This is a genomic window from Geodermatophilus sp. SYSU D00814, assembly GCF_054050055.1.
Genome location: NZ_JBJGYP010000001.1, coordinates 1 through 19,541, shown reverse-complemented (window position 1 = coordinate 19,541; position 19,541 = coordinate 1). Strand labels below are relative to the sequence as shown.

At 74.7% G+C, this 19,541-nt stretch carries 14 protein-coding genes; 11 read left to right on the top strand and 3 right to left on the bottom strand.

The genetic code is table 11. From position 1 onward, the window contains the following. Window positions 1–30 precede the first annotated feature (30 nt). Window positions 31–2,058, bottom strand: a complete 2,028-nt coding sequence (locus ACI780_RS00070; RefSeq protein WP_457000326.1) for an alpha-1,4-glucan--maltose-1-phosphate maltosyltransferase — start codon at window positions 2,056–2,058, stop codon at window positions 31–33. Window positions 2,059–2,211: 153 nt separating this feature from the next. Here ACI780_RS00070 and glgP point away from each other — a divergent pair, with 153 nt between their 5' ends. Both glgP and ACI780_RS00060 read left to right on the top strand, forming a co-directional pair. After that, the gene (glgP, locus tag ACI780_RS00065) at window positions 2,212–4,761 is read left to right on the top strand and encodes an alpha-glucan family phosphorylase (RefSeq protein ID WP_456871010.1); all 2,550 of its coding nucleotides are present in this window, start codon (window positions 2,212–2,214) and stop codon (window positions 4,759–4,761) included. Between the two features lie 118 nt (window positions 4,762–4,879). Then, complete coding sequence (locus ACI780_RS00060; protein ID WP_457000324.1) at window positions 4,880–5,893, top strand: FHA domain-containing protein; 1,014 nt, start codon at window positions 4,880–4,882, stop codon at window positions 5,891–5,893. Between the two features lie 195 nt (window positions 5,894–6,088). On the opposite strand, the gene glgX is transcribed toward ACI780_RS00060, so the two are convergent. Next, window positions 6,089–8,227 carry a glycogen debranching protein GlgX gene (glgX, locus tag ACI780_RS00055; RefSeq protein WP_457000323.1) on the bottom strand — a complete coding sequence of 713 codons (2,139 nt, stop codon included), beginning with the start codon at window positions 8,225–8,227 and terminating at the stop codon, window positions 6,089–6,091. A gap of 132 nt (window positions 8,228–8,359) precedes the next feature. On the opposite strand from glgX, the gene ACI780_RS00050 reads away from it, so the two are divergent. From ACI780_RS00050 to ACI780_RS00025, 6 genes are all read left to right on the top strand, one after another. Then, entirely contained in the window at window positions 8,360–9,127 is a 768-nt protein-coding gene (locus ACI780_RS00050; RefSeq protein WP_457000321.1) for an ABC transporter ATP-binding protein, read from the top strand. A 37-nt stretch (window positions 9,128–9,164) separates the two neighbouring features. Next, on the top strand, window positions 9,165–9,953 hold the full coding sequence (locus tag ACI780_RS00045; RefSeq protein WP_456872370.1) for an enoyl-CoA hydratase/isomerase family protein: 789 nt from the start codon (window positions 9,165–9,167) through the stop codon (window positions 9,951–9,953). A gap of 116 nt (window positions 9,954–10,069) precedes the next feature. After that, window positions 10,070–11,221, top strand: coding sequence for an ABC transporter substrate-binding protein (locus ACI780_RS00040; protein ID WP_456872371.1), 1,152 nt, complete (start codon window positions 10,070–10,072; stop codon window positions 11,219–11,221). Then, on the top strand, window positions 11,197–12,120 hold the full coding sequence (locus tag ACI780_RS00035) for an ABC transporter permease (RefSeq protein ID WP_457000320.1): 924 nt from the start codon (window positions 11,197–11,199) through the stop codon (window positions 12,118–12,120). Before ACI780_RS00040 ends, ACI780_RS00035 begins: the two co-directional genes overlap by 25 nt. Further along, on the top strand, window positions 12,117–13,010 hold the full coding sequence (locus ACI780_RS00030; RefSeq protein ID WP_457000319.1) for an ABC transporter permease subunit: 894 nt from the start codon (window positions 12,117–12,119) through the stop codon (window positions 13,008–13,010). The genes ACI780_RS00035 and ACI780_RS00030 overlap by 4 nt, the downstream gene beginning before the upstream one ends. Next, complete coding sequence (locus tag ACI780_RS00025) at window positions 13,007–14,113, top strand: ABC transporter ATP-binding protein (protein WP_456872374.1); 1,107 nt, start codon at window positions 13,007–13,009, stop codon at window positions 14,111–14,113. The genes ACI780_RS00030 and ACI780_RS00025 overlap by 4 nt, the downstream gene beginning before the upstream one ends. On the opposite strand, the gene ACI780_RS00020 is transcribed toward ACI780_RS00025, so the two are convergent. Then, window positions 14,103–16,196, bottom strand: coding sequence for a protein kinase domain-containing protein (locus tag ACI780_RS00020; protein ID WP_457000317.1), 2,094 nt, complete (start codon window positions 16,194–16,196; stop codon window positions 14,103–14,105). The two genes, ACI780_RS00025 and ACI780_RS00020, sit on opposite strands and share 11 nt — an antisense overlap. Before the next feature lie 210 nt (window positions 16,197–16,406). Here ACI780_RS00020 and cds1 point away from each other — a divergent pair, with 210 nt between their 5' ends. The 3 genes from cds1 to ACI780_RS00005 all read left to right on the top strand — a co-directional run bounded on the left by cds1 (window position 16,407) and on the right by ACI780_RS00005 (window position 19,447). Further along, on the top strand, window positions 16,407–17,543 hold the full coding sequence (gene cds1 / locus ACI780_RS00015) for an L-cysteine desulfhydrase Cds1 (RefSeq protein ID WP_457000316.1): 1,137 nt from the start codon (window positions 16,407–16,409) through the stop codon (window positions 17,541–17,543). 119 nt (window positions 17,544–17,662) lie between these two features. Next, a complete protein-coding gene (locus ACI780_RS00010; protein ID WP_456872377.1) occupies window positions 17,663–18,442 on the top strand; it encodes an electron transfer flavoprotein subunit beta/FixA family protein in 780 nt (259 codons plus the stop codon). Between the two features lie 39 nt (window positions 18,443–18,481). After that, window positions 18,482–19,447 (top strand): electron transfer flavoprotein subunit alpha/FixB family protein, encoded by a 966-nt coding sequence (locus ACI780_RS00005; protein ID WP_456872378.1) that lies wholly within the window; start codon window positions 18,482–18,484, stop codon window positions 19,445–19,447. Window positions 19,448–19,541 lie beyond the last annotated feature (94 nt).

Below are 19,541 nucleotides of genomic sequence, written 5' to 3'. Positions count from 1 at the left end.
GTGTGGGTGGTCCGGGGGTGGGGCGGGGGGTCAGGGCACGGCCGGCGGCCAGGTGACCGGCCGCGGGAGGTGCACCGAGAGGACGTGCGCGGGCTCCCAGTAGGGGTCCAGCTCGACGTAGTTGAACTGCCCCCAGTCGTAGCGGGCGCCGGTGAGCTCGTCGGTGACGGCGAAGCGCTCGTGCCAGTCCAGCCCGAGCGCGGGCAGGTCCAGCGACGTCGTCCCGATCTGCCGGTTGTGGCTGTCGAGCGCGCAGACGACGAGGACGGCGTCCTGCGAGCCGGGGTCGGTCTTGGAGAAGCAGATGAGGTTCGGGTTGTCGACCGGGTGGAACCGCAGCGTGCGCAGCTGCTGCAGCGCCGGGTGCTGCCGGCGGATCTCGTTGAGCCGGCGCAGGTAGGGCGCGAGGCTCCGGCCGGCCGCCTCGGCGCCGGCCCAGTCGCGCGGCCGCAGCCGGTACTTCTCGCTGTCGAGGTACTCCTCGCTGGCGGGCCGCACCGCCACGTGCTCGTAGAGCTCGTAGCCGGAGTAGACCCCCCAGGTGGGGCTCATCATCGACGCGAGCACCGCCCGGATCTTGAACATCGGCGGCCCGCCGTACTGCAGGCTCGCGTGCAGGATGTCGGGGGTGTTCACGAAGAAGTTCGGCCGCATGTAGTGCGCGTTGGCGGCCAGCTCGCGGCCGTAGTCCTCGAGCTCCCCGCGCCCGGTCCGCCAGGTGAAGTACGTGTAGGACTGGGTGAACCCGATCCGCGCGAGCTGGTGCATCATCGCCGGCCGGGTGAACGCCTCGGCCAGGAAGAGCACGTCGGGGTCGGTCTCCTTGACCTGCCAGATCAGCCAGTGCCAGAAGTCCAGCGGCTTGGTGTGCGGGTTGTCGACCCGGAAGACCCGCACGCCGGCGTCCACCCACACCCGGATGACGCGCAGGCACTCCGCGTAGATGCCCTCGGGGTCGTTGTCGAAGTTGACCGGGTAGATGTCCTGGTACTTCTTCGGCGGGTTCTCCGCGTAGGCGATCGTCCCGTCGGGCTTGGTGGTGAACCACTCCGGGTGCTCCTTGACCCACGGGTGGTCCGGGGCGGCCTGCAGCGCGAAGTCGAGCGCCACCTCCATGCCCAGCGCCCGGGTGCGGGTGACGAAGGCCCGGAAGTCCTCCATGGTGCCCAGCTGCGGATGGATCGCGTCGTGGCCGCCCTCGGCACTGCCGATCGCCCACGGCGAGCCGACGTCGTCGGGACCGATCTCGTTCGGGTTCCCGCCGGGGTACTGCGGGGTGTTGGGGCCCTTGCGGTTGACCGTGCCGATCGGGTGGATCGGCGGCAGGTAGACGACGTCGAAGCCCATCTCGGCGATCGCCGGCAGCCGCTCGGAGGCGGTGGCGAAGGTGCCGTGCGTGGGCCGGCCGTCGACGACCGCCCCCTCCGAGCGGGGGAAGTACTCGTACCAGGAGCCGAACAGGGCGCGCGGCCGGTCGACCCACACCTCGTGGTCGGCGGTCGGGGTGACCAGCTCCCGCACCGGGTGCGCGTCGAGGTACTGCTGCACCACCGAGGACAGCGCGGGCGCCACCCGGTCGTGCAGCGTCAGGGAGGTGTCGCGCAGCGCGGCCGCGGCGCCGCCGAGCCGGCCGCGCCACTCGTCGTCGGCGTCGGCGGCCACGCGCTCGAGCAGCCGCGCGCCCTCCTCGAGGTCGTTGGCCAGCTCCCCGGGGCCCTGCCCGGCGTCGATCTTCACCTCGACGGCGTGGTGCCAGGTGGCCAGCGGGTCGCTCCAGGCCTCGACCCGGAAGGTCCAGCGCCCCTCGCGGTCGGGGACCACGGTGGCGATCCAGCGGTCGGGCTGGTCGCTGTACCGGCGCATGCGCGTGAACGCGCCGCGCGTCCCGTCAGGAGCGGTCCAGACGACGTCGGCCGCGACGGCGTCGTGGCCCTCGCGGAACACGGTGGCCGTGACCGGCAGGTGCTCGCCGACCACGGCGCGGGCCGAGAAGGACCCGCAGGACACGACGGGGGCGACATCGGTGATGCCGAGGCGGAGGTCAGTGCGGCGAGTCATCCCGGCCACGCTATCCACCGCGCGGGTCGCCCACACCTCGGCCACCGGGGCGGGGGAGCGGACCGCGCGGAGCCGGAACCGGGAGGGTGAGACGGGGGTGGGACGCACCGGAGCCGACCTGTCCCGCCCCGCGCCGCTGGCTAGGCTCCCCGCGTGCGAGCACTGCGTCGGTTCACCGTCCGGGCGGCCCTGCCCGAGGCCCTCCTGCCCCTGTCCCAGCTGGTCACGAACCTGCGCTGGTCGTGGCACCCGGAGACCCGCGACCTGTTCGAGGCGCTGGACCCGGAGCTGTGGCGCCGCTGCAACAACGACCCGGTCAAGGTGCTCGGGGAGGTCTCGGCCGAGCGGCTGGCCGCGCTGTCGGCCGACCGCCGGTTCCTGCGGCGGCTGCAGGACGTCGTCGACGACCTCGAGGACTACCTGTCCGCCGAGCACTGGTACCAGTCGCTGGGCCCCGACGCCCCGCGGACCATCGCCTACTTCTCCGCCGAGTTCGGCATCACCGAGGTCCTCCCGCAGTACTCCGGCGGCCTGGGCATCCTCGCCGGGGACCACCTCAAGGCCGCCTCCGACCTCGGCGTGCCGCTGATCGGCGTGGGGCTGCTCTACCGCGCCGGCTACTTCGAGCAGGGCCTGTCGGCCGACGGCTGGCAGCTCGAGCACTACCCCTCGCTGGACCCGCACGGCCTGCCGGTCAAGCTGCTGCGCCAGCCCGACGGGTCCGCCGTCGTCATCTCCGTGCCGCTGCCGGAGGGGCGCACGCTGCACGCGCACGTGTGGCGGGCGCAGGTCGGCCGGGTGTCGCTGCTGCTGCTCGACAGCGACATCGAGGAGAACGCCCCGGCCGAGCGCAGCGTCACCGACCGGCTCTACGGCGGCGACGAGGACCACCGGCTGCGGCAGGAGATGCTGCTGGGCATCGGCGGGGTCCGGGCGCTGCGCGCCTACTGCCAGCTCACCGGCACCCCGCAGCCGGAGGTGTTCCACGCCAACGAGGGCCACGCCGGCTTCCAGGGCGTCGAGCGGATCCGCGAGCTGACCGAGTCGCACGGGCTGTCGTTCCCCGAGGCGCTGCAGGCCGTCCGCGCCGGCACCGTGTTCACCACGCACACGCCCGTCCCCGCCGGCATCGACCGCTTCCCGCGGGCGCTCATCGAGCGCTACTTCGCCGGCTTCGGCGTCCCGCTCGACCAGCTCATCCCGCTGGGTGCCGAGGAGGACCCGGCGAAGTTCAACATGGCGCACATGGGCCTGCGGCTGGGGCAGCGGGCCAACGGCGTGAGCGAGCTGCACGGGCACGTCAGCCGCGGGATGTTCCGTGACCTGTGGCCGGGCTTCGACGAGGCCGACGTCCCGATCGGCTCGATCACCAACGGCGTGCACGCCCCCACGTGGACCGCGCGGGAGCTCGTGGAGCTGGGCACCCAGACCTCCCGGGCCGGCGACCCGGTCGAGAGCCGGGGGCCGGTCTCCTTCGACGGCGTCGACCGCATCCCCGCGTCGGAGCTGTGGGCCACCCGCCGGATGCTGCGGGCCCGGCTGGTCGACGAGGTCCGCCGCCGGCTGCGCGACACCGCGCTCTCGCGCGGGGCGGCCGAGGCCGAGGTCGGCTGGACCGACGGCGCCTTCGACCCCGACGTCCTCACCATCGGCTTCGCCCGCCGCGTGCCCTCCTACAAGCGGCTCACGCTCATGCTGCGCGACCCCGCCCGGCTCAAGGCGCTGCTGCTGGACCCGGAGCGGCCGATCCAGCTGGTCATCGCCGGCAAGAGCCACCCGGCCGACGACGGCGGCAAGCAGCTGATCCAGCAGATGGTGAAGTTCGCCGACGACCCCGAGATCCGGCACCGCATCGCGTTCCTGCCCGGCTACGACATCGGGATGGCCCGCTACCTCTACTGGGGCTGCGACGTCTGGCTGAACAACCCGCTGCGCCCGCTGGAGGCCTGCGGCACCTCGGGCATGAAGGCCGCGCTCAACGGCGGGCTGAACCTGTCCATCCGGGACGGCTGGTGGGACGAGTGGTTCGACGGCCAGAACGGCTGGGCGATCCCCACCGCCGACGGCGTCGCCGACCACGACCGCCGCGACGAGGTCGAGGCCCGCGCCATCTACGACCTGCTGTCGACGCAGGTGCTGCCGCGGTTCTACGAGACCGACCGCGACGGCATCCCGACCCGGTGGGTGGAGATGGTGCGCCACACGCTGCGCGAGACCGGCCCGAAGGTGCTGGCCACCCGCATGGTGCGCGACTACGTCGAGCAGCTGTACGTGCCGGCCGCCGGGTCGGCCCGCTCGATGGCCGATGCCGGCTACGCCCCGGCGCGCACCGAGGCGCACTGGCGGGCCCGGATCCTGGACAGCTGGAGCGGCGTGCGGGTGGCGCACGTGGAGGCCACCGGCGCGGGGGACACCCCGGAGATCGGCTCCACGCTGGCGCTGCGGGCCGAGGTGGAGCTGCCGCACCTGAGCCCCGCCGACGTCGAGGTGCAGGCGGCCTACGGGCGGGTCGACGACGCCGACGGCCTGCACGAGGTCACCACGGTGCCGATGGAGCACGAGCAGACCGAGGGCTCCCGGCACTGGTTCACCGCCACGCTGCCGCTGGAGCGCACCGGCGCGTTCGGGTACACGGTCCGGGTGCTACCGCACTCCGAGCACCTGGCCACCCCCGCGGAGCTGGGCCTGGTCCGCAGCGCCTAGCGGTCGGGCCGGCGACCCACCCGTCACGCCGGTCGCAGCGCCCCCACGGGGAGCGGCGACCGGCGTGGCGGTGCTGCCGGGCCGCCCACTCCCGGCCGAGGTCACTAGGCTGGCGCGCATGCCCGACCGCTGTGAAGTCCTGCCCGGAGACGCCGTCGTCGCACGACGCGGCGGGGGACTGCTCTGGGTCGACGCTCCGGGCTCGCCGGCCCTCGTCGCCGCCCTGCACGCCTGCCTGGGCGTCGCCGGCCCCGGCGCCGACCGCGTGCTGGCCGCCGTGGCCTCCCAGGTGCCCGCGCTCGGCGGCAGCTCGGCGTCCTTCGCCCTCGTCCTCGTCGACTCCGAGGGGGGCTCGGGCACCGGCGTCGCGCTGTGGGCCGGCAAGGGGCAGCCCGCCGTCGACGGCGTCCCGGTCTCCGGCCAGCCGGCCGACGGGTGCACCGTGGCCGCCGGCTTCCCGCTGGGCGGCACCCTCTACGTCGGCCCCGGGCAGGCCGCGCCGTCGATGCCGCCCGGTGTCGCCTACGACCTGCACACCGGCACCGTCCCCGGGTCCGGCGCGCTGCTGCACCTGGCCGCGCCCGCGCACGCCGGTGCCGCCGCCGCGCCGTCGTCCGCCGCGCCGTCGTCGTTCACGGCCGGCTCCGACGCCGGGTTCGCCGGTGCCTCCTCCTACGGGGCCGCCCCGAGCACGCCGTCCTACGGCTCGTCGGGCGCCTCGGTCGTGGGGTCCGGTGCCCGGGCCGACGAGGGCGAGGAGACGGCGTTCTGGAAGCCCGACACCGCCTCGGCCCCCGTGCTGCGCTTCGACGACGGCCTGGTCGTCACCGTCGACGAGGACCTCGTCCTCGGCCGCCGGCCCGACAGCCACGAGCTGGTGACCTCGGGCAACGCCCGGCCGGTGCCGATCGCCGACACGCAGAACGTGCTGTCCTCGGCGCACGCGGCGATCCAGCGCACCGGCCGCGAGGTCACGCTGACCGACCTCGGCTCGCTCAACGGCACGCACGTCGCCGGGCCGGAGGCGACCGAGTGGACCCAGCTCGAGCCCGGCGTCGCCCACCCACTCGCCGACGGTGACCGGCTGCTGCTCGGCTGGACGGTCATCACCTACGAGCAGCCGCAGGACTGAACGCGGCCCAGCCCCGCGCCACGGGAGCCCCGGTCCACCGCGGACCGGGGCTCCCGTCGTCCGCGGGCCGGGGCGTCCTCCCGCACCGCGCGGCGTCCTCCCGCACCGCGCGGCGTCCTCCCTCACGTCCCACCGTGCGGGAGGACGCGCCACGATCAGGTCACCTGATCCCGGCGGACCCCGACCCGGACGGTGTCACGGGCGGCGGAGGACCCGCAGCAGCCACACCGTGCGGGCCGGGACCTCGATCGGCCCCGGCGCGACGACGGCCGGCCGCGGCGGCGCCCCGGTGGCGTACTCGGTGCTGACGACGAACTCGTAGCCGTCGGCCCACGGCGCCCCGGGCAGGTGCACGGTCACCGGATCGGGCCCGGCGTGCAGCTGCACGAGGTAGGAGTCGTCGACCACCGGCCGGCCGTAGGGGTCGCGGTGCCGGATCGCGCGTCCGTCGAGGTACATGCCGACCGTCTGCAGGCCGGCGTCGAACCAGTCCCCGGTGGTCAGCTGGCCGCCGCCGGGGGCGAACCAGGCGACGTCGCGGGTGCCGCCGGTCGCGGGGATCTCGTGGCCCTCGAAGAACGCCTCCTGGCGCAGCACCGGCGAGTCGCGGCGCACCTGCAGCAGCCGGCGGACGAAGGCCAGCAGGTCCGCGTCGACGCCGTCCCAGTCGATCCAGGACACCTCGTTGTCCTGGCAGTAGGCGTTGTTGTTGCCGCCCTGGCTGCGGCCGAGCTCGTCGCCGGCGGTGAGCATCGGCACGCCGGTGGACAGCAGCAGCGTGGCCAGGTGGTTGCGCACCTGCCGCGCCCGCAGCGCCTGGACCTCCGGGTCGTCGGTGGGTCCCTCGACGCCGCAGTTCCAGTTGCGGTTGTGGCTCTCGCCGTCGCGGTTGTCCTCGCCGTTGGCCTCGTTGCGCTTGCGCTCGTAGGTGACCAGGTCGGCGAGGGTGAACCCGTCGTGGGCGGTGACGAAGTTGATGCTGGCGAAGGGGCGCCGGCCGTCGGAGCGGTAGAGGTCCGACGAGCCGGTCAGCCGGTAGGCGAGGTCGCGCACGCCGACGTGCGCCCCGGACCACACGTCGCGCACGGTGTCGCGGTAGCGGCCGTTCCACTCGGTCCACAGCGGCGGGAAGTTGCCCACCTGGTAGCCGCCCTCGCCGATGTCCCACGGCTCGGCGATCAGCTTGACCTGGCTGACCACCGGGTCCTGGTGGACGACGTCGAAGAACGCCGAGAGCCGGTCGACGTCGTGCATCGAGCGGGCGAGTGCCGCGGCGAGGTCGAAGCGGAACCCGTCGACGTGCATCTCGGTGACCCAGTAGCGCAGCGAGTCCATGAGCAGCGCCAGCACCTGCGGGCGGCGGACGTCGAGGGTGTTCCCGCAGCCGGTGTAGTCGGTGTAGCGGGCCGGGTTGGCGCCGTCGAGCCGGTAGTAGCCGGGGTTGTCGATGCCCCGCAGCGACAGGGTCGGGCCGGTGGCGTCGCCCTCGGCGGTGTGGTTGTAGACCACGTCGAGGACCACCTCGATGCCGGCCGCGTGCAGCGCCTTGACCATCGCCTTGAACTCGGTCACCTGGGCACCGCCGGACCCCGCCGAGCTGTAGGCGGCGTGCGGGGCGAAGAAGGCCAGCGAGTTGTAGCCCCAGTAGTTGGTCAGCCCGCGGCGCAGCAGGTGCGGCTCGCTGACGAAGTGGTGCACCGGCAGCAGCTCGACGGCGGTGACCCCGAGCGACTGCAGGTGCTCGACGAACGCCGGGTGCGCCAGGCCCGCGTAGGTGCCGCGCAGCGCCGGCGGGACCTCGGGGTGGCGCATGGTCGCGCCCTTGACGTGCACCTCGTAGATCACGGTGTCCGACCAGGAGGTGCCCGGCCGCCGGTCGCCGTCCCAGGGGAAGGAGTCGTGGACGACGACGCCGCGCGGCACGAACGGGGCCGAGTCGCGGCCGTCGGGGGTGGCCGCGTCGGGGCGGAAGCCGAACAGCGCCGGGTCGAGGGTCTGCTCGCCGTCGACCGCCCGCGCGTAGGGGTCCAGCAGCAGCTTGGCGGGGTTCCACCGCCAGCCGGCGCCGGGGTCGTAGGGGCCGTGCACCCGGTAGCCGTAGCGCTGCCCCGGACCGACGCCGGGCAGCCGGCCGTGCCAGACCTGGTGGGTGGTCTCCTGCAGCCGGTGACGGTGCTCGGTCCCGTCGGGGTCGAACAGGCACAGGTCGACGGCGGTCGCACCGGCCGACCACAGAGCGAAGTTCGTGCCGGTGCCGTCCCAGTGCGCGCCCAGCGGCGCGGGGGACCCCGGCCACACGTCCGCGTCGTCGGGGCTGTCGTCGGCGGTGATCACCCGCCGATACTGCACGGTCCGTCCGTCGGGCGGAGGGATCAGGGCAGTTGGTTGGATGGGGCCGTGTCGAGCAGCGCCGTCTCGAGCGGTGGAGTGTCCCCCCGGCCCGCCGGAGCCGAGCCGGTCGTCCAGATGCGCGGGGTGGACGTCGTCCGCGGCACCTCGTACCTGCTGCGCGGGGTCGACTGGACGGTGCTGCCCGAGCAGCGCTGGGTGGTGCTCGGGCCCAACGGCGCGGGCAAGACGACGCTGCTGCAGCTGGCCGGCGCGCACCTGCACCCGACCCGCGGTGAGGTGCGGCTGCTCGGCGAGACGATGGGCGCGGTCGACGTCTTCGAGCTGCGCCCGCGGATCGGGCTGACCAGCGCCGCGCTCACCCAGCGGATCGAGCCGGGGGAGCGGACCGGCGACGTCGTCCTGTCCGCCGGGTACGCCGTCGTCGGGCGGGGCCGGGAGCGCTACGACATCCACGACCTCACCCGTGCCGCCACGCTCATGCAGCAGTGGGGGGTGCAGTCGATCGCCCACCGCCCCTTCGGGACGCTGAGCGAGGGCGAGCGCAAGCGGGCCCAGATCGCCCGCGCGCTGATGCCCGACCCGGAGCTGCTGCTGCTCGACGAGCCCGGCGCGGGTCTCGACCTCGGCGGGCGCGAGGACCTCGTCAGCCGGCTGTCCGACCTCGCCCGCTACCTCTACGCCCCGGCGCAGGTGCTGGTCACCCACCACGTCGAGGAGATCCCGCCGGGCTACACGCACGCGCTGCTGCTGCGCGAGGGCGCCGTCGTCGCCTCCGGCCCGCTGTCGCAGGTCATCACGGGTGACGCGCTGTCGACCACCTTCGGGCTGCCGCTGCGCCTGGAGCGCTCCGACGGCCGGTTCACCGCCCGCCGCCGCGGCTGAGCCCCCCCGGGCGGGGCGCCTGGCTAGGGTGCCCGGCATGTCAGCAGCGCCGCAGTTCGTGACCCTGTCGGTCGAGGACGGGGTGGGCACCATCCGCCTCGACCGCCCCAAGATGAACGCGATCGACGAGCAGCTGCACACCGAGGTGCGCGCCGCGGCCCTGGAGGCCGGCGAGCGGGCCGACGTGCGCGCCGTCGTCCTGTACGGCGGTGAGCGGGTGTTCGCCGCCGGCGCCGACATCAAGGCCATGTCGCAGCTCGACGGGCGGTCGATGGTCGCCTGGGGCCGCGAGCTGACCAACAGCTTCACCACCGTCGCCCGCGTCCCCAAGCCGGTCATCGCCGCGATCACCGGGTACGCCCTCGGCGGCGGCTACGAGCTGGCGCTGTGCGCGGACTTCCGGGTGATGGGCGCCGGCGCCAGGATCGGCCAGCCGGAGATCCTGCTCGGCGTCATCCCCGGCGCCGGCGGCACCCAGCGGCTGGCCCGCCTGGTCGGCCCGGCCAAGGCCAAGGACCTGGTGTTCACCGGCCGGCACGTCGGCGCCGAGGAGGCGCTGGAGATCGGCCTGGCCGACGCCGTCGTCCCCGACGCCGAGGTCTACCCGACGGCGGTGGCGATGGCGCGCAAGTTCGCCGCCGGCCCGCCCCTGGCGCTGGCGGCCGCCAAGCGGGCGGTCGACGAGGGGCTCGACCTGCCGCTCGACGGCGGCCTGGAGCTGGAGAGCCGGCTGTTCGCCGAGCTGTTCGACACCGAGGACCAGAAGACCGGCATGCGCTCGTTCCTGGAGAACGGGCCGGGGAAGGCCACCTTCAGCGGCCGCTGAGCCCGCCGACGCCGAGTGTTCCCCGCGCCGTCACCCGGTTCGGCCCCGCCGCACGGTGCGGTTCTGCCACCATCCGCTTGGCCGCCCCGGCCGACCCCCGCCCCCCTGGAGGACCCGTGCGATCCACCCCCACCCTGAGGACGGCGACCGTGCTGGCGGCCGCGACCCTCGTGCTGTCGGCCTGCGGTGGGGGTGACGACGGCGGCAGCGGCGGCTCCGGCGGCGGCACCGACGCGGCGAGCGCCACGTCGGCCGAGGACCTCGGCGGCATGGACGCGCTGGTCGAGGCCGCGCAGGAGGAGGGCACGCTCAACGTCATCGCGCTGCCCCGCGACTGGGCCAACTACGGCGAGATGCTCGACACCTTCAGCGAGAAGTACGGCATCGAGATCGACGAGGCCAACCCGACCGGCTCCAGCCAGGACGAGCTCAACGCCGTGGAGAGCCAGCGCGGCCAGGACCGCGCGCCCGACGTCCTCGACCTCGGCACCGCGTTCGCCCGGCAGGCCCAGGCCCAGGACCTGCTCGCGCCCTACCAGGTGGAGACCTGGGACGAGATCCCCGAGGGCCAGAAGGACCCCGAGGGGCACTGGTACAACGACTACGGCGGCTACATCTCCATCGGCTGCAACGCCTCGGTGATCGCGCAGTGCCCGACCTCGTTCGAGCAGCTGCTCGACCCGCAGTACGCCGGCCAGGTCGCCCTCAACGGCAACCCGACGCAGGCCGCGGCGGCCTTCGCCGGGGTGTGGGCGGCCTCGCTGGCCACCGGCGGGGACCTCGACGACATCGGCCCGGGCATCGACTTCTTCACCCAGGTCAAGGACGCCGGCAACTGGAACCCGGTCGAGATCACCCCGGCGACCATCCAGAGCGGCGAGACGCCCCTCTCGATCGACTGGGACTACCTCAACGCCGCGCAGACCGCGACGTTCGCCGAGCAGGGCGTCGACTGGCAGGTGAACGTGCCCAGCGACGGGCTGTTCGGCGGCTACTACAGCCAGGCGATCAGCGCCTACGCCCCGCACCCGGCCGCCGCGCGGCTGTGGCAGGAGTTCCTCTACAGCGACGAGGGCCAGAACATCTGGCTGCGGGGCGGCGCCCGGCCGGTGCGCCTGCCCGCGATGGAGGAGGCCGGCACGGCCGACGCCGAGGCGCTCGCCGCCCTGCCGCCGGTCGAGGGCACCGCGGACTTCCCCACCCAGGAGCAGGAGAGCGCCGCCCAGCAGGTGGTCGCCACCCGGTGGAACCAGGAGATGTCCGGCTGAGCACCGCACCCGCACCCACCGCGCCGGCGTCCCGCAGGGGACGCCGGCGCGGCGCGGTGCTGCCCGCGCTCGGCGTCCTGCCGTTCCTGCTCTACGTCGCGGTCTTCCTGCTGCTGCCGGTCGTCGTGCTCGCCGTCGAGGCGTTCCGCGCCACCGACCCGGTCACCTTCGAGGAGAGCTGGTCCACGGCGAACATCGGCACGGTCACCGGCGGCGCCTACGGCCGCGCCTACCTCGGCAGCCTGCGGCTGTCGGCGGTCACCGCGGTGCTGGGCGCGGTGCTCGGCCTGGCGCTGGCCTTCGCCGTCGTCGGCACCCGCCGCGGCCGGCTGCTGCGCCGGCTGGTGCTCACCGCCTCGGGTGTGCTGGCCAACTTCGGCGGCATCCCGCTGGCGTTCGCGTTCATCGCCACCATCGGCACCGCCGGCGTCGTCACCGCCCTGCTCACCGACACCCTCGGCCTCGGCGGCTTCTCGCTGTACTCGATGACCGGCCTGGCCGTGGTCTACCTGTACTTCCTCGTGCCGCTGATGGTGCTGACCATCGTCCCCGCGGTGGAGGCGCTGCGGCCGCAGTGGCGGGAGGCCTCCGACGTCCTGGGCGCCAGCCGCTGGCAGTACTGGCGCCACGTCGGCGGGCCCGTCCTCGCCCCGCCGGTGCTCGGCGCCACGGTGCTGCTGTTCGCCTCCGCCTTCGCCGCCTACGCCACCGCCCGGGCGCTGGTCGGCTCCAGCCTGCCGCTGGTGACGCTGCAGATCGCCGACTCGCTGTCGAGCAACGTCGTCGTCGGCGCGGAGAACCTCGGCAAGGCGCTGGCGCTGGGCATGGTCGTGCTCGTCGGCCTGGTGATGGTCTTCTACACCTGGGTCCAGCGGCGCACGTCGAGGTGGCTGTCGTGAGCGCGACGACGGCCGGCGTCTCCACCGCGGCGGTGGCCGGCGCCGGCGGTGTGCAGCCGGGGACCCCTGTCCGGTCCGCCCGGCAGGGACGCGGGTGGTGGCGGTGGGCGGTGTTCGCCGTCCTCGGCCTGTACTTCCTCGTGCCGCTGGGCGCCTCGGTGTGGTTCACCGTCCGGGGCCGCGACGGGCTCACCGCCGACGCCTACACGAGCATCCCCACCGCCGAGGGGTTCGCCGAGACCTTCGGCCGCTCGCTGCTGCTCGGGGTGCTGACCGTCCTCGTCGCGCTGCTGCTCGTGGTGCCCACGGTGGTGCTCGTGGAGCTGCGGCTGCCGCGGCTGCGCCCGCTGGTCGAGTTCCTCACCCTCGTGCCGCTGCTGCTGCCGCCGATCGCGCTGGTGGTCGGCGTGCGCAGCGTGCTGGCCTGGGCGCCGGACCACTTCTACGGCACGCCGCTGGCCGAGGCGTTCTTCGCCCTCCAGGAGCCGGCGCTGCCGTGGGTCCTCGTCCTCGTCTACGTCGTCCTGGCGCTGCCGTTCGTGTACCGGGCGCTGGACGCCGGCGTCCGCGGTGCCCAGCTGCGCACGCTCACCGAGGCCGCGCGGGTGCTCGGCGCCTCCTGGCCGCGGGTGATGGGGACCGTCGTGCTGCCGGTGCTGCGGACCTCGGTGCTCAACGCCGCCTTCCTGACCCTCGCACTCGTCCTCGGCGAGTTCACCGTCGCCGCCGTCCTCGGCTTCGAGACCTTCCCCACCTGGATCGTGCGCATCTCCGGCTCGCAGCCGCGGCTGTCGGTCGCCGTCTCGGTGCTCTCCCTGCTGCTCACCTGGGTGCTGCTGCTGCTCATCTCCGCGCTGGACCGCCGGCGCCGCGAGGAGGACCCCGCATGACCGCCGTCCCCTCGGCTCCCCGCGCCGCCGCGCCCGCCGACCTGCGCGAGCAGGCGCCGGTCGGCGTCCGGCTGGAGGGGCTGACCCGCCGCTACGGCTCGGTGCTCGCCCTCGACGGGCTGGACCTGGACATCGCCGGCGGGGAGTTCCTCGCCCTGCTCGGGCCCTCGGGGTGCGGCAAGACGACGGCGCTGCGCGCGATCGCCGGCTTCGAGGTCCCCGACGCCGGGCGGGTGTGGTTCGACCGCCGCGACGTCACCGGGCTCCCGCCCGCCCGGCGCGACGTCGGCATGGTGTTCCAGGCCTACAGCCTGTTCCCGAACATGACCGTGGCCGACAACGTCGCCTACGGCCTGCGGGTGCGCCGCCGGGGGAAGGCCGAGCGCGCCGGCCGCGCCGCGGAGCTGCTGGAGCTGGTCGGCCTCGCCGACCGCGGCGGCCGCTACCCGCACCAGCTCTCCGGCGGCCAGCAGCAGCGGGTGGCGCTGGCCCGCGCGCTGGCCGTCGCCCCGCAGGTGCTGCTGCTCGACGAGCCGCTCTCCGCCCTCGACGCCCAGGTGCGCGTGCAGCTGCGCGAGGAGATCCGCCGCATCCAGCTCGAGCTCGGCACCACCACGGTGTTCGTCACCCACGACCAGGCCGAGGCGCTGTCGGTGGCCGACCGGGTCGGTGTCATGCGGGCCGGGCGGCTGGAGCAGGTCGCCTCGCCCGACGAGCTCTACGAGCGCCCCGCGACGGCGTTCGTGGCCTCCTTCGTCGGCACGATGAACCGCATCCCGGCCGTGCTCGGCGACGGCGACGTCGAGTTCCTCGGGGTCCGCCGCGAGGTGCTGGGCGCCACGCCGCCGCCCGGTCCGGCGTCCGCGCTGGTCCGCCCGGAGGCGCTGGCGGTCGAGGCCGACCCGCGGGGGACCGGCCGCGTCGTCACCCGCACGTTCTCCGGCGCCACCACGCGGCTGGCGGTCGCGCTGCCCGACGGCGTCGAGGTGCGCGCCGACGTCCCCAGCGCCGGCAGCCAGGGCCTCACGCCCGGGACGCCGGTCACCGTCACCCCCGCCGAGCGGCCGGTGCTGGTGGAGCCGGCCGCCCCGGTCACGCCGTGAGCCGGTAGACCACCACGGTGGCGTCGTCGAGGTTGGTGACGTAGGCCCGCTGCCCGTCCGCGGACACCGCCACGCTCGTCGGTGACGTGCCCGGGGTCGGGGAGGCGGTGACGTCGAGCGTGGCGGCGTCGACCACCGACATCGTGTTCCCGTCGACGTCGGTGGTGTAGAGGTGCCGGCCGTCGGGCGCCCACGCGACGTCCTGCGGGCTGCGGCCCACGGGACCGGTGTCGACGACGGTGTCGGTCGCGGCGTCGACGAGGCGGATCTCGTGGCTGCCGAAGGAGACGACGGCCACGCGGCTGCCGTCCGGCGAGATCGCGACGCTGTGCGGGGCGACGCCGGCCGGGATCTCCTGCAGCACCCGCCCGCCGTCGTCCAGGGCGAGCACGGACAGCACGCCGGACTCGTGGTTGGCCGCCCAGGCGCGCCGGCCGTCGGAGGAGACGGCGATCCAGTGCGGGTTCGGCGCCACCGGGTAGGAGTCGACCTCCTCCCCGGTGGCGATGTCGAGCACCTGCACCCGCGCCTCGTCGTGCAGCGGGACGTAGAGCCGGGTGCCGTCGGGGGAGACCTCCGGGGCGTAGGGCCGCAGCCCGACCGGGGCCGTCTGCAGCACCTCGGTGGTGGCCGTGTCGACGACGACGACCGCGTGCACGGTGTCGGCGTCGTCGTAGACGGTGACGTAGGCCCGGCTGCCGTCCGGGGAGAACGTGACGAACCGCGGCGGCCCGGCCTCGATGCGGATCTCGGCGCTCACGCTCAGCGAGGTCAGGTCGAGGACGCTGACCACGCCCGCGTCGCGGTGCGCGATGTAGGCGTACCGGTCGTTGGGCGCGATCGCGAGGTACCCCGGCGTCGCGGGGACGCGGATGGGGTCGCCGAGCCGGGTCGGCACCGCGAGGCTGGCCGGCGGCGGCCCGCTCGGCGTCGGGGCCGGGCTGGTCCCCTCGGGCGCGAGGGTGCTCTCCGGTGAGCCGGAGGGGGTCCCGGCCGCGTCGGCCCCGCCGTCGTCGCGGGGCCACAGCAGCACGGCGAGGCCCGCGGCGACCAGGGCGAGGACGAGCGCGGCCGCCAGCGCGACCCGCCGTCCCGGGCGCCGGCCGGCCGGGGGACGGGACGGGACCACGGGCGGCGGCAGGGCGGGCAGCTGCTGCACGGAGCTGTGCGTGCCGTCGCCCGAGTGCACCCCCAGCACGGCGGTCGGGGCCGTCACCGTGCTCGCGGGCACGGTGGCCGTCGAGGAGGTCCCGGACCGTGGGGCGGCGGGCGGCTCCAGGGCGCGGCGAGCGGCGTCGATCAGCGCGCGCGGCGTCGGGTGGCGGTCCTCGGGACGCTTGGCCATGCCGCGGGCGATGACCGCGTCGAGGGCCGGGGGGACGCCGGGCACCAGCTCGCTGGGCCGGGGCGGGTCGACGTAGAGATGGGCGTAGAGCAGCGCGGGCAGGTCCTCGCCGCGGAACGGGCGGCGGCCGGTCAGGCACTGCGCGAGGACGCAGGCGAGGGAGTAGACGTCCACCCGGCCGTCGATCGGCTGGTCGGTGAAGCGCTCGGGCGCCATGTAGTCCAGCGTCCCGACCGTGGCGCCGGTGATCGTCAGCGACGTCCGGGTGCTGCCGATGGAGCGGGCGATGCCGAAGTCCACGACGTAGACGAAGTCGGTGGGCGTCACCAGGACGTTGCTCGGCTTGACGTCCCGGTGCACCAGGGAGTCGGCGTGCGCGGCCTCCAGGGCGTCGGCGACCTGGGACAGCAGCGCCACCGTCCGCGCCGGCGGCAGCGGCCCCTCGCGGAGCAGGTCGCCGAGGTCGCGGCCGTCGACCAGCCGCATGTCGATGAACAGCCGGCCGTCGATCTCGCCGTAGTCGTGGATCGGCACCACGTGCGGCTCGCGCAGCCGCGCCGCGACGTGCGACTCGCGCCGGAAGCGGCTGGCGAACTCCGGGTCCCCGTTGAGGTTCTCGGGCAGCAGCTTGAGCGCCACCAGTCGCTGACGGCGGGTGTCGCGGGCCCGCCACACCTCGCCCATCCCGCCCGTCCCGAGCAGGTCCTCCAGGACGTAGGGGCCGAACTCGCGCGACATCGGGGCTCCTCGGCTGGTCGGCCGGGCCACCGCGGGCGGCCGTCACCGGCAGGGGATCGGGTGCGCGCCGGAGCGTAGGGAGCCCACCGCCTCCTCCCGGGGCCACCCGGACCGGCTCGGGCACCGGCCGCCGCGCGTCCCGCCCCACCGCCAGCGCCCGGCGACGGAGTGTCCGCGGGGAGGGGCGCGGGCGTGCACGAGGATGGCCGGGTGAGCCAGCCCCCGCCGCCCGGTCCCGAGGTCCCCGGTCCCGAGGTCCTCGACGTCGACCGGTCCGACCCCGCCGGGCGCGCGTGGGTGGAGCGGGCCGTCGCCGTCGTCGAGGCCGACGCGGTGCGCAGCGCCGACACCCACCTGCTGGTCCACCCCCTGCCGCCGGAGTGGGGCGTCGACCTCTACCTCAAGGACGAGTCGACCCACCCGACCGGCAGCCTCAAGCACCGCCTGGCGCGCTCGCTGTTCCTGCACGCGCTGTGCTCGGGCTGGATCACCGAGGGCAGCACCGTCGTCGAGGCCTCCAGCGGGTCGACGGCGGTGAGCGAGGCCTACTTCGCGCGGATGCTGGGCCTGCCGTTCGTGGCGGTGATGCCGGCCTCCACCAGCCCGGAGAAGGTCGCGCTGATCGAGTTCGCCGGCGGGCGCTGCCACTTCGTCGAGCGCGCCTCCGACGTCTACGACGAGGCCCGCCGGCTGGCCGACGAGTGCGGCGGGCACTACCTCGACCAGTTCACCCACGCCGAGCGGGCCACCGACTGGCGGGGCAACAACACGATCGCCGAGTCGGTGTTCGAGCAGCTGGCCCTCGAGCGACACCCGGTGCCCGAGTGGGTCGTCGTCGGCGCGGGCACCGGCGGCACCAGCGCCACCTTCGGCCGCTACCTGCGCTACCGGCGGCACCCGACCCGGCTGGCCGTCGTCGACCCGGAGAACTCCGCGTTCTTCCCCGGCTGGGTGGAGGACGAGCCGGCGTGGACCACCGGCACGCCGTCGCGCATCGAGGGGATCGGCCGGCCGCGGGTGGAACCGTCGTTCCTGCCCTCGGTGGTCGACCGGATGATCCGCGTCCCCGACGCCGCGTCGCTGGCGGCGGTGCGCCACCTCGAGCGGGCGACCGGGCGGCGGGCCGGCGGCTCCACCGGCACCAACCTGTGGGGCGCCTACCGGCTCGTCGCCGAGATGGTGGCCGCCGGGCGCACCGGCAGCGTCGTCACCCTGCTCTGCGACGGGGGCGAGCGGTACGCGCACACCTACCACTCCGACGCCTGGGTGGCCGCGCAGGGGCTGGACCCGGCGCCGTACGCGGCGGTGCTCGAGGAGTTCTGCGCGACCGGCCGGTGGACGGCGTGAGCGGGGTCACCCGCACCCCGGCACGGCGCCCCGTTACCCGGCAGTAGCCTCCACTATCGGAGCCAGGCGGGCCCGCGGGTCCGCGTCCCCCATGACCGATCGCGGAGGTAGGTCTGGCGATGAACATCGTCGTTCTGGTCAAGCAGGTCCCCGACTCCGGCACCCAGCGCTCGCTGGACCCGTCGGACAACACCGTCGCCCGCGCCGCCGCGGACAACGTCATCAACGAGATCGACGAGTACGCCATCGAGGAGGCGCTGCAGGTCAAGGAGGCGCAGGGCGGTGAGGTCACCATCCTGACCGTCGGCCCGGCCAGCGCCACCGACGCGATCCGCAAGGCGCTGTCGATGGGCGCCGACAGGGCCGTCCACGTGCAGGACGACGCCATCCACGGCTCGTGCGCGATCCAGACCTCCGGGGTCCTGGCCGCGGCGCTGCAGCAGCTCGAGTACGACCTCGTCCTCATGGGCGCCACCTCGACCGACGGCCAGGTCGCGGTCATGCCGGCGCTGCTGGCCGAGCGGCTGGGCATCCCGCAGCTGTCGGGCGCGCAGAAGCTCACCGTCGAGGGCTCGACGGTCAAGGTCGAGCGGCAGACCGACGGCGGCTTCTGGGCGCTGGAGGCGCCGCTGCCGGCCATCGTGTCCACCTGGGACACCATCAACGAGCCGCGCTACCCCTCCTTCAAGGGGATCATGGCCGCCAAGAAGAAGCCGGTGGAGACCAAGTCGCTGGCCGACCTCGGCGTCGACCCGTCCGGCGTGGGCCTGGCCACCGCCACCAGCGCGGTCGTCGACGTCACCGGCCGCCCGCCGAAGGGCGAGGGCGTCAAGGTGACCGACGAGGGCGACGGCGCGGAGAAGCTCGTGGGCTTCCTGGCCGAGCAGAAGCTCGTCTGACCCGGCCCGGACCGCAGCGAACAGGAGAGGCGAACACCCATGGCAGAGGTCCTGGTCCTCGTCGAGCTGAACCCGGCCGACGGCACCGTCCGCAAGGGCACCCTCGAGGCGCTCACCGCCGCCCGCGCGCTCGGTGAGGTCTCGGCGGTCGTCGCCGGCGGCCCCGGCGTGGCCGCCGGCGCGCGCGAGCAGCTCGCCGAGTACGGCGCGGCGAAGGTCTACGCCGCCGAGTCCCCCGAGATCGACGAGTACCTCGTCGCCCCCAAGGCCGAGGTGCTCGCGCAGCTGGTGGCGCAGGTGTCGCCGGCCGCCGTCGTCATCCCCTCCTCCCCGGAGGGCCGGGAGGTCGCCGGCCGGCTGGCCCTGAAGACCGGCAGCGGCTTCCTCACCGACGTCACCGAGATCGCCCCGGACGGCACCGCCACCCAGGTGATCTTCGCCGGGGCGCAGATCGTGCACTCGAAGGTCACGGTCGGCACCCCGATCTACACCCTGCGCGGCAACTCGGTCACCCCCGAGCCGGCGCCGGCCGCCGGGGAGACCGTGCCGGTCGAGGTCGCGCTGTCCGAGCAGGCGAAGCTGACCCGCGTCGTCGACAAGGTCGTCGAGCAGAAGAGCAACCGGCCCGAGCTCACCGAGGCGTCGATCGTCGTCTCCGGTGGCCGCGGGGTGGCCAGCGCGGAGAACTTCGCGCTCATCGAGGCCCTGGCCGACTCCCTCGGCGGCGCCGTCGGTGCCTCCCGCGCCGCGGTCGACTCCGGCTTCTACCCGCACAGCTTCCAGGTCGGGCAGACCGGCAAGACCGTCTCGCCGCAGCTCTACATCGCCGTCGGCATCTCCGGTGCGATCCAGCACCGGGCCGGCATGCAGACGTCGAAGACGATCGTGGCCGTCAACAAGGACCCCGAGGCCCCGATCTTCGAGCTGGCCGACTTCGGCGTCGTGGGCGACCTGTTCCAGGTCGCCCCGAAGGCCACCGAGCTGATCCGGGCCCGCAGGGGCTGACGGCACCAGCACGTCGAGCGGCGGCCCCCCCGGGGCGGCGCGCGCCGGGGTGTGGGGGGGCGGGCCCGCGGACGGGGGGACCTGGACGGGGGGG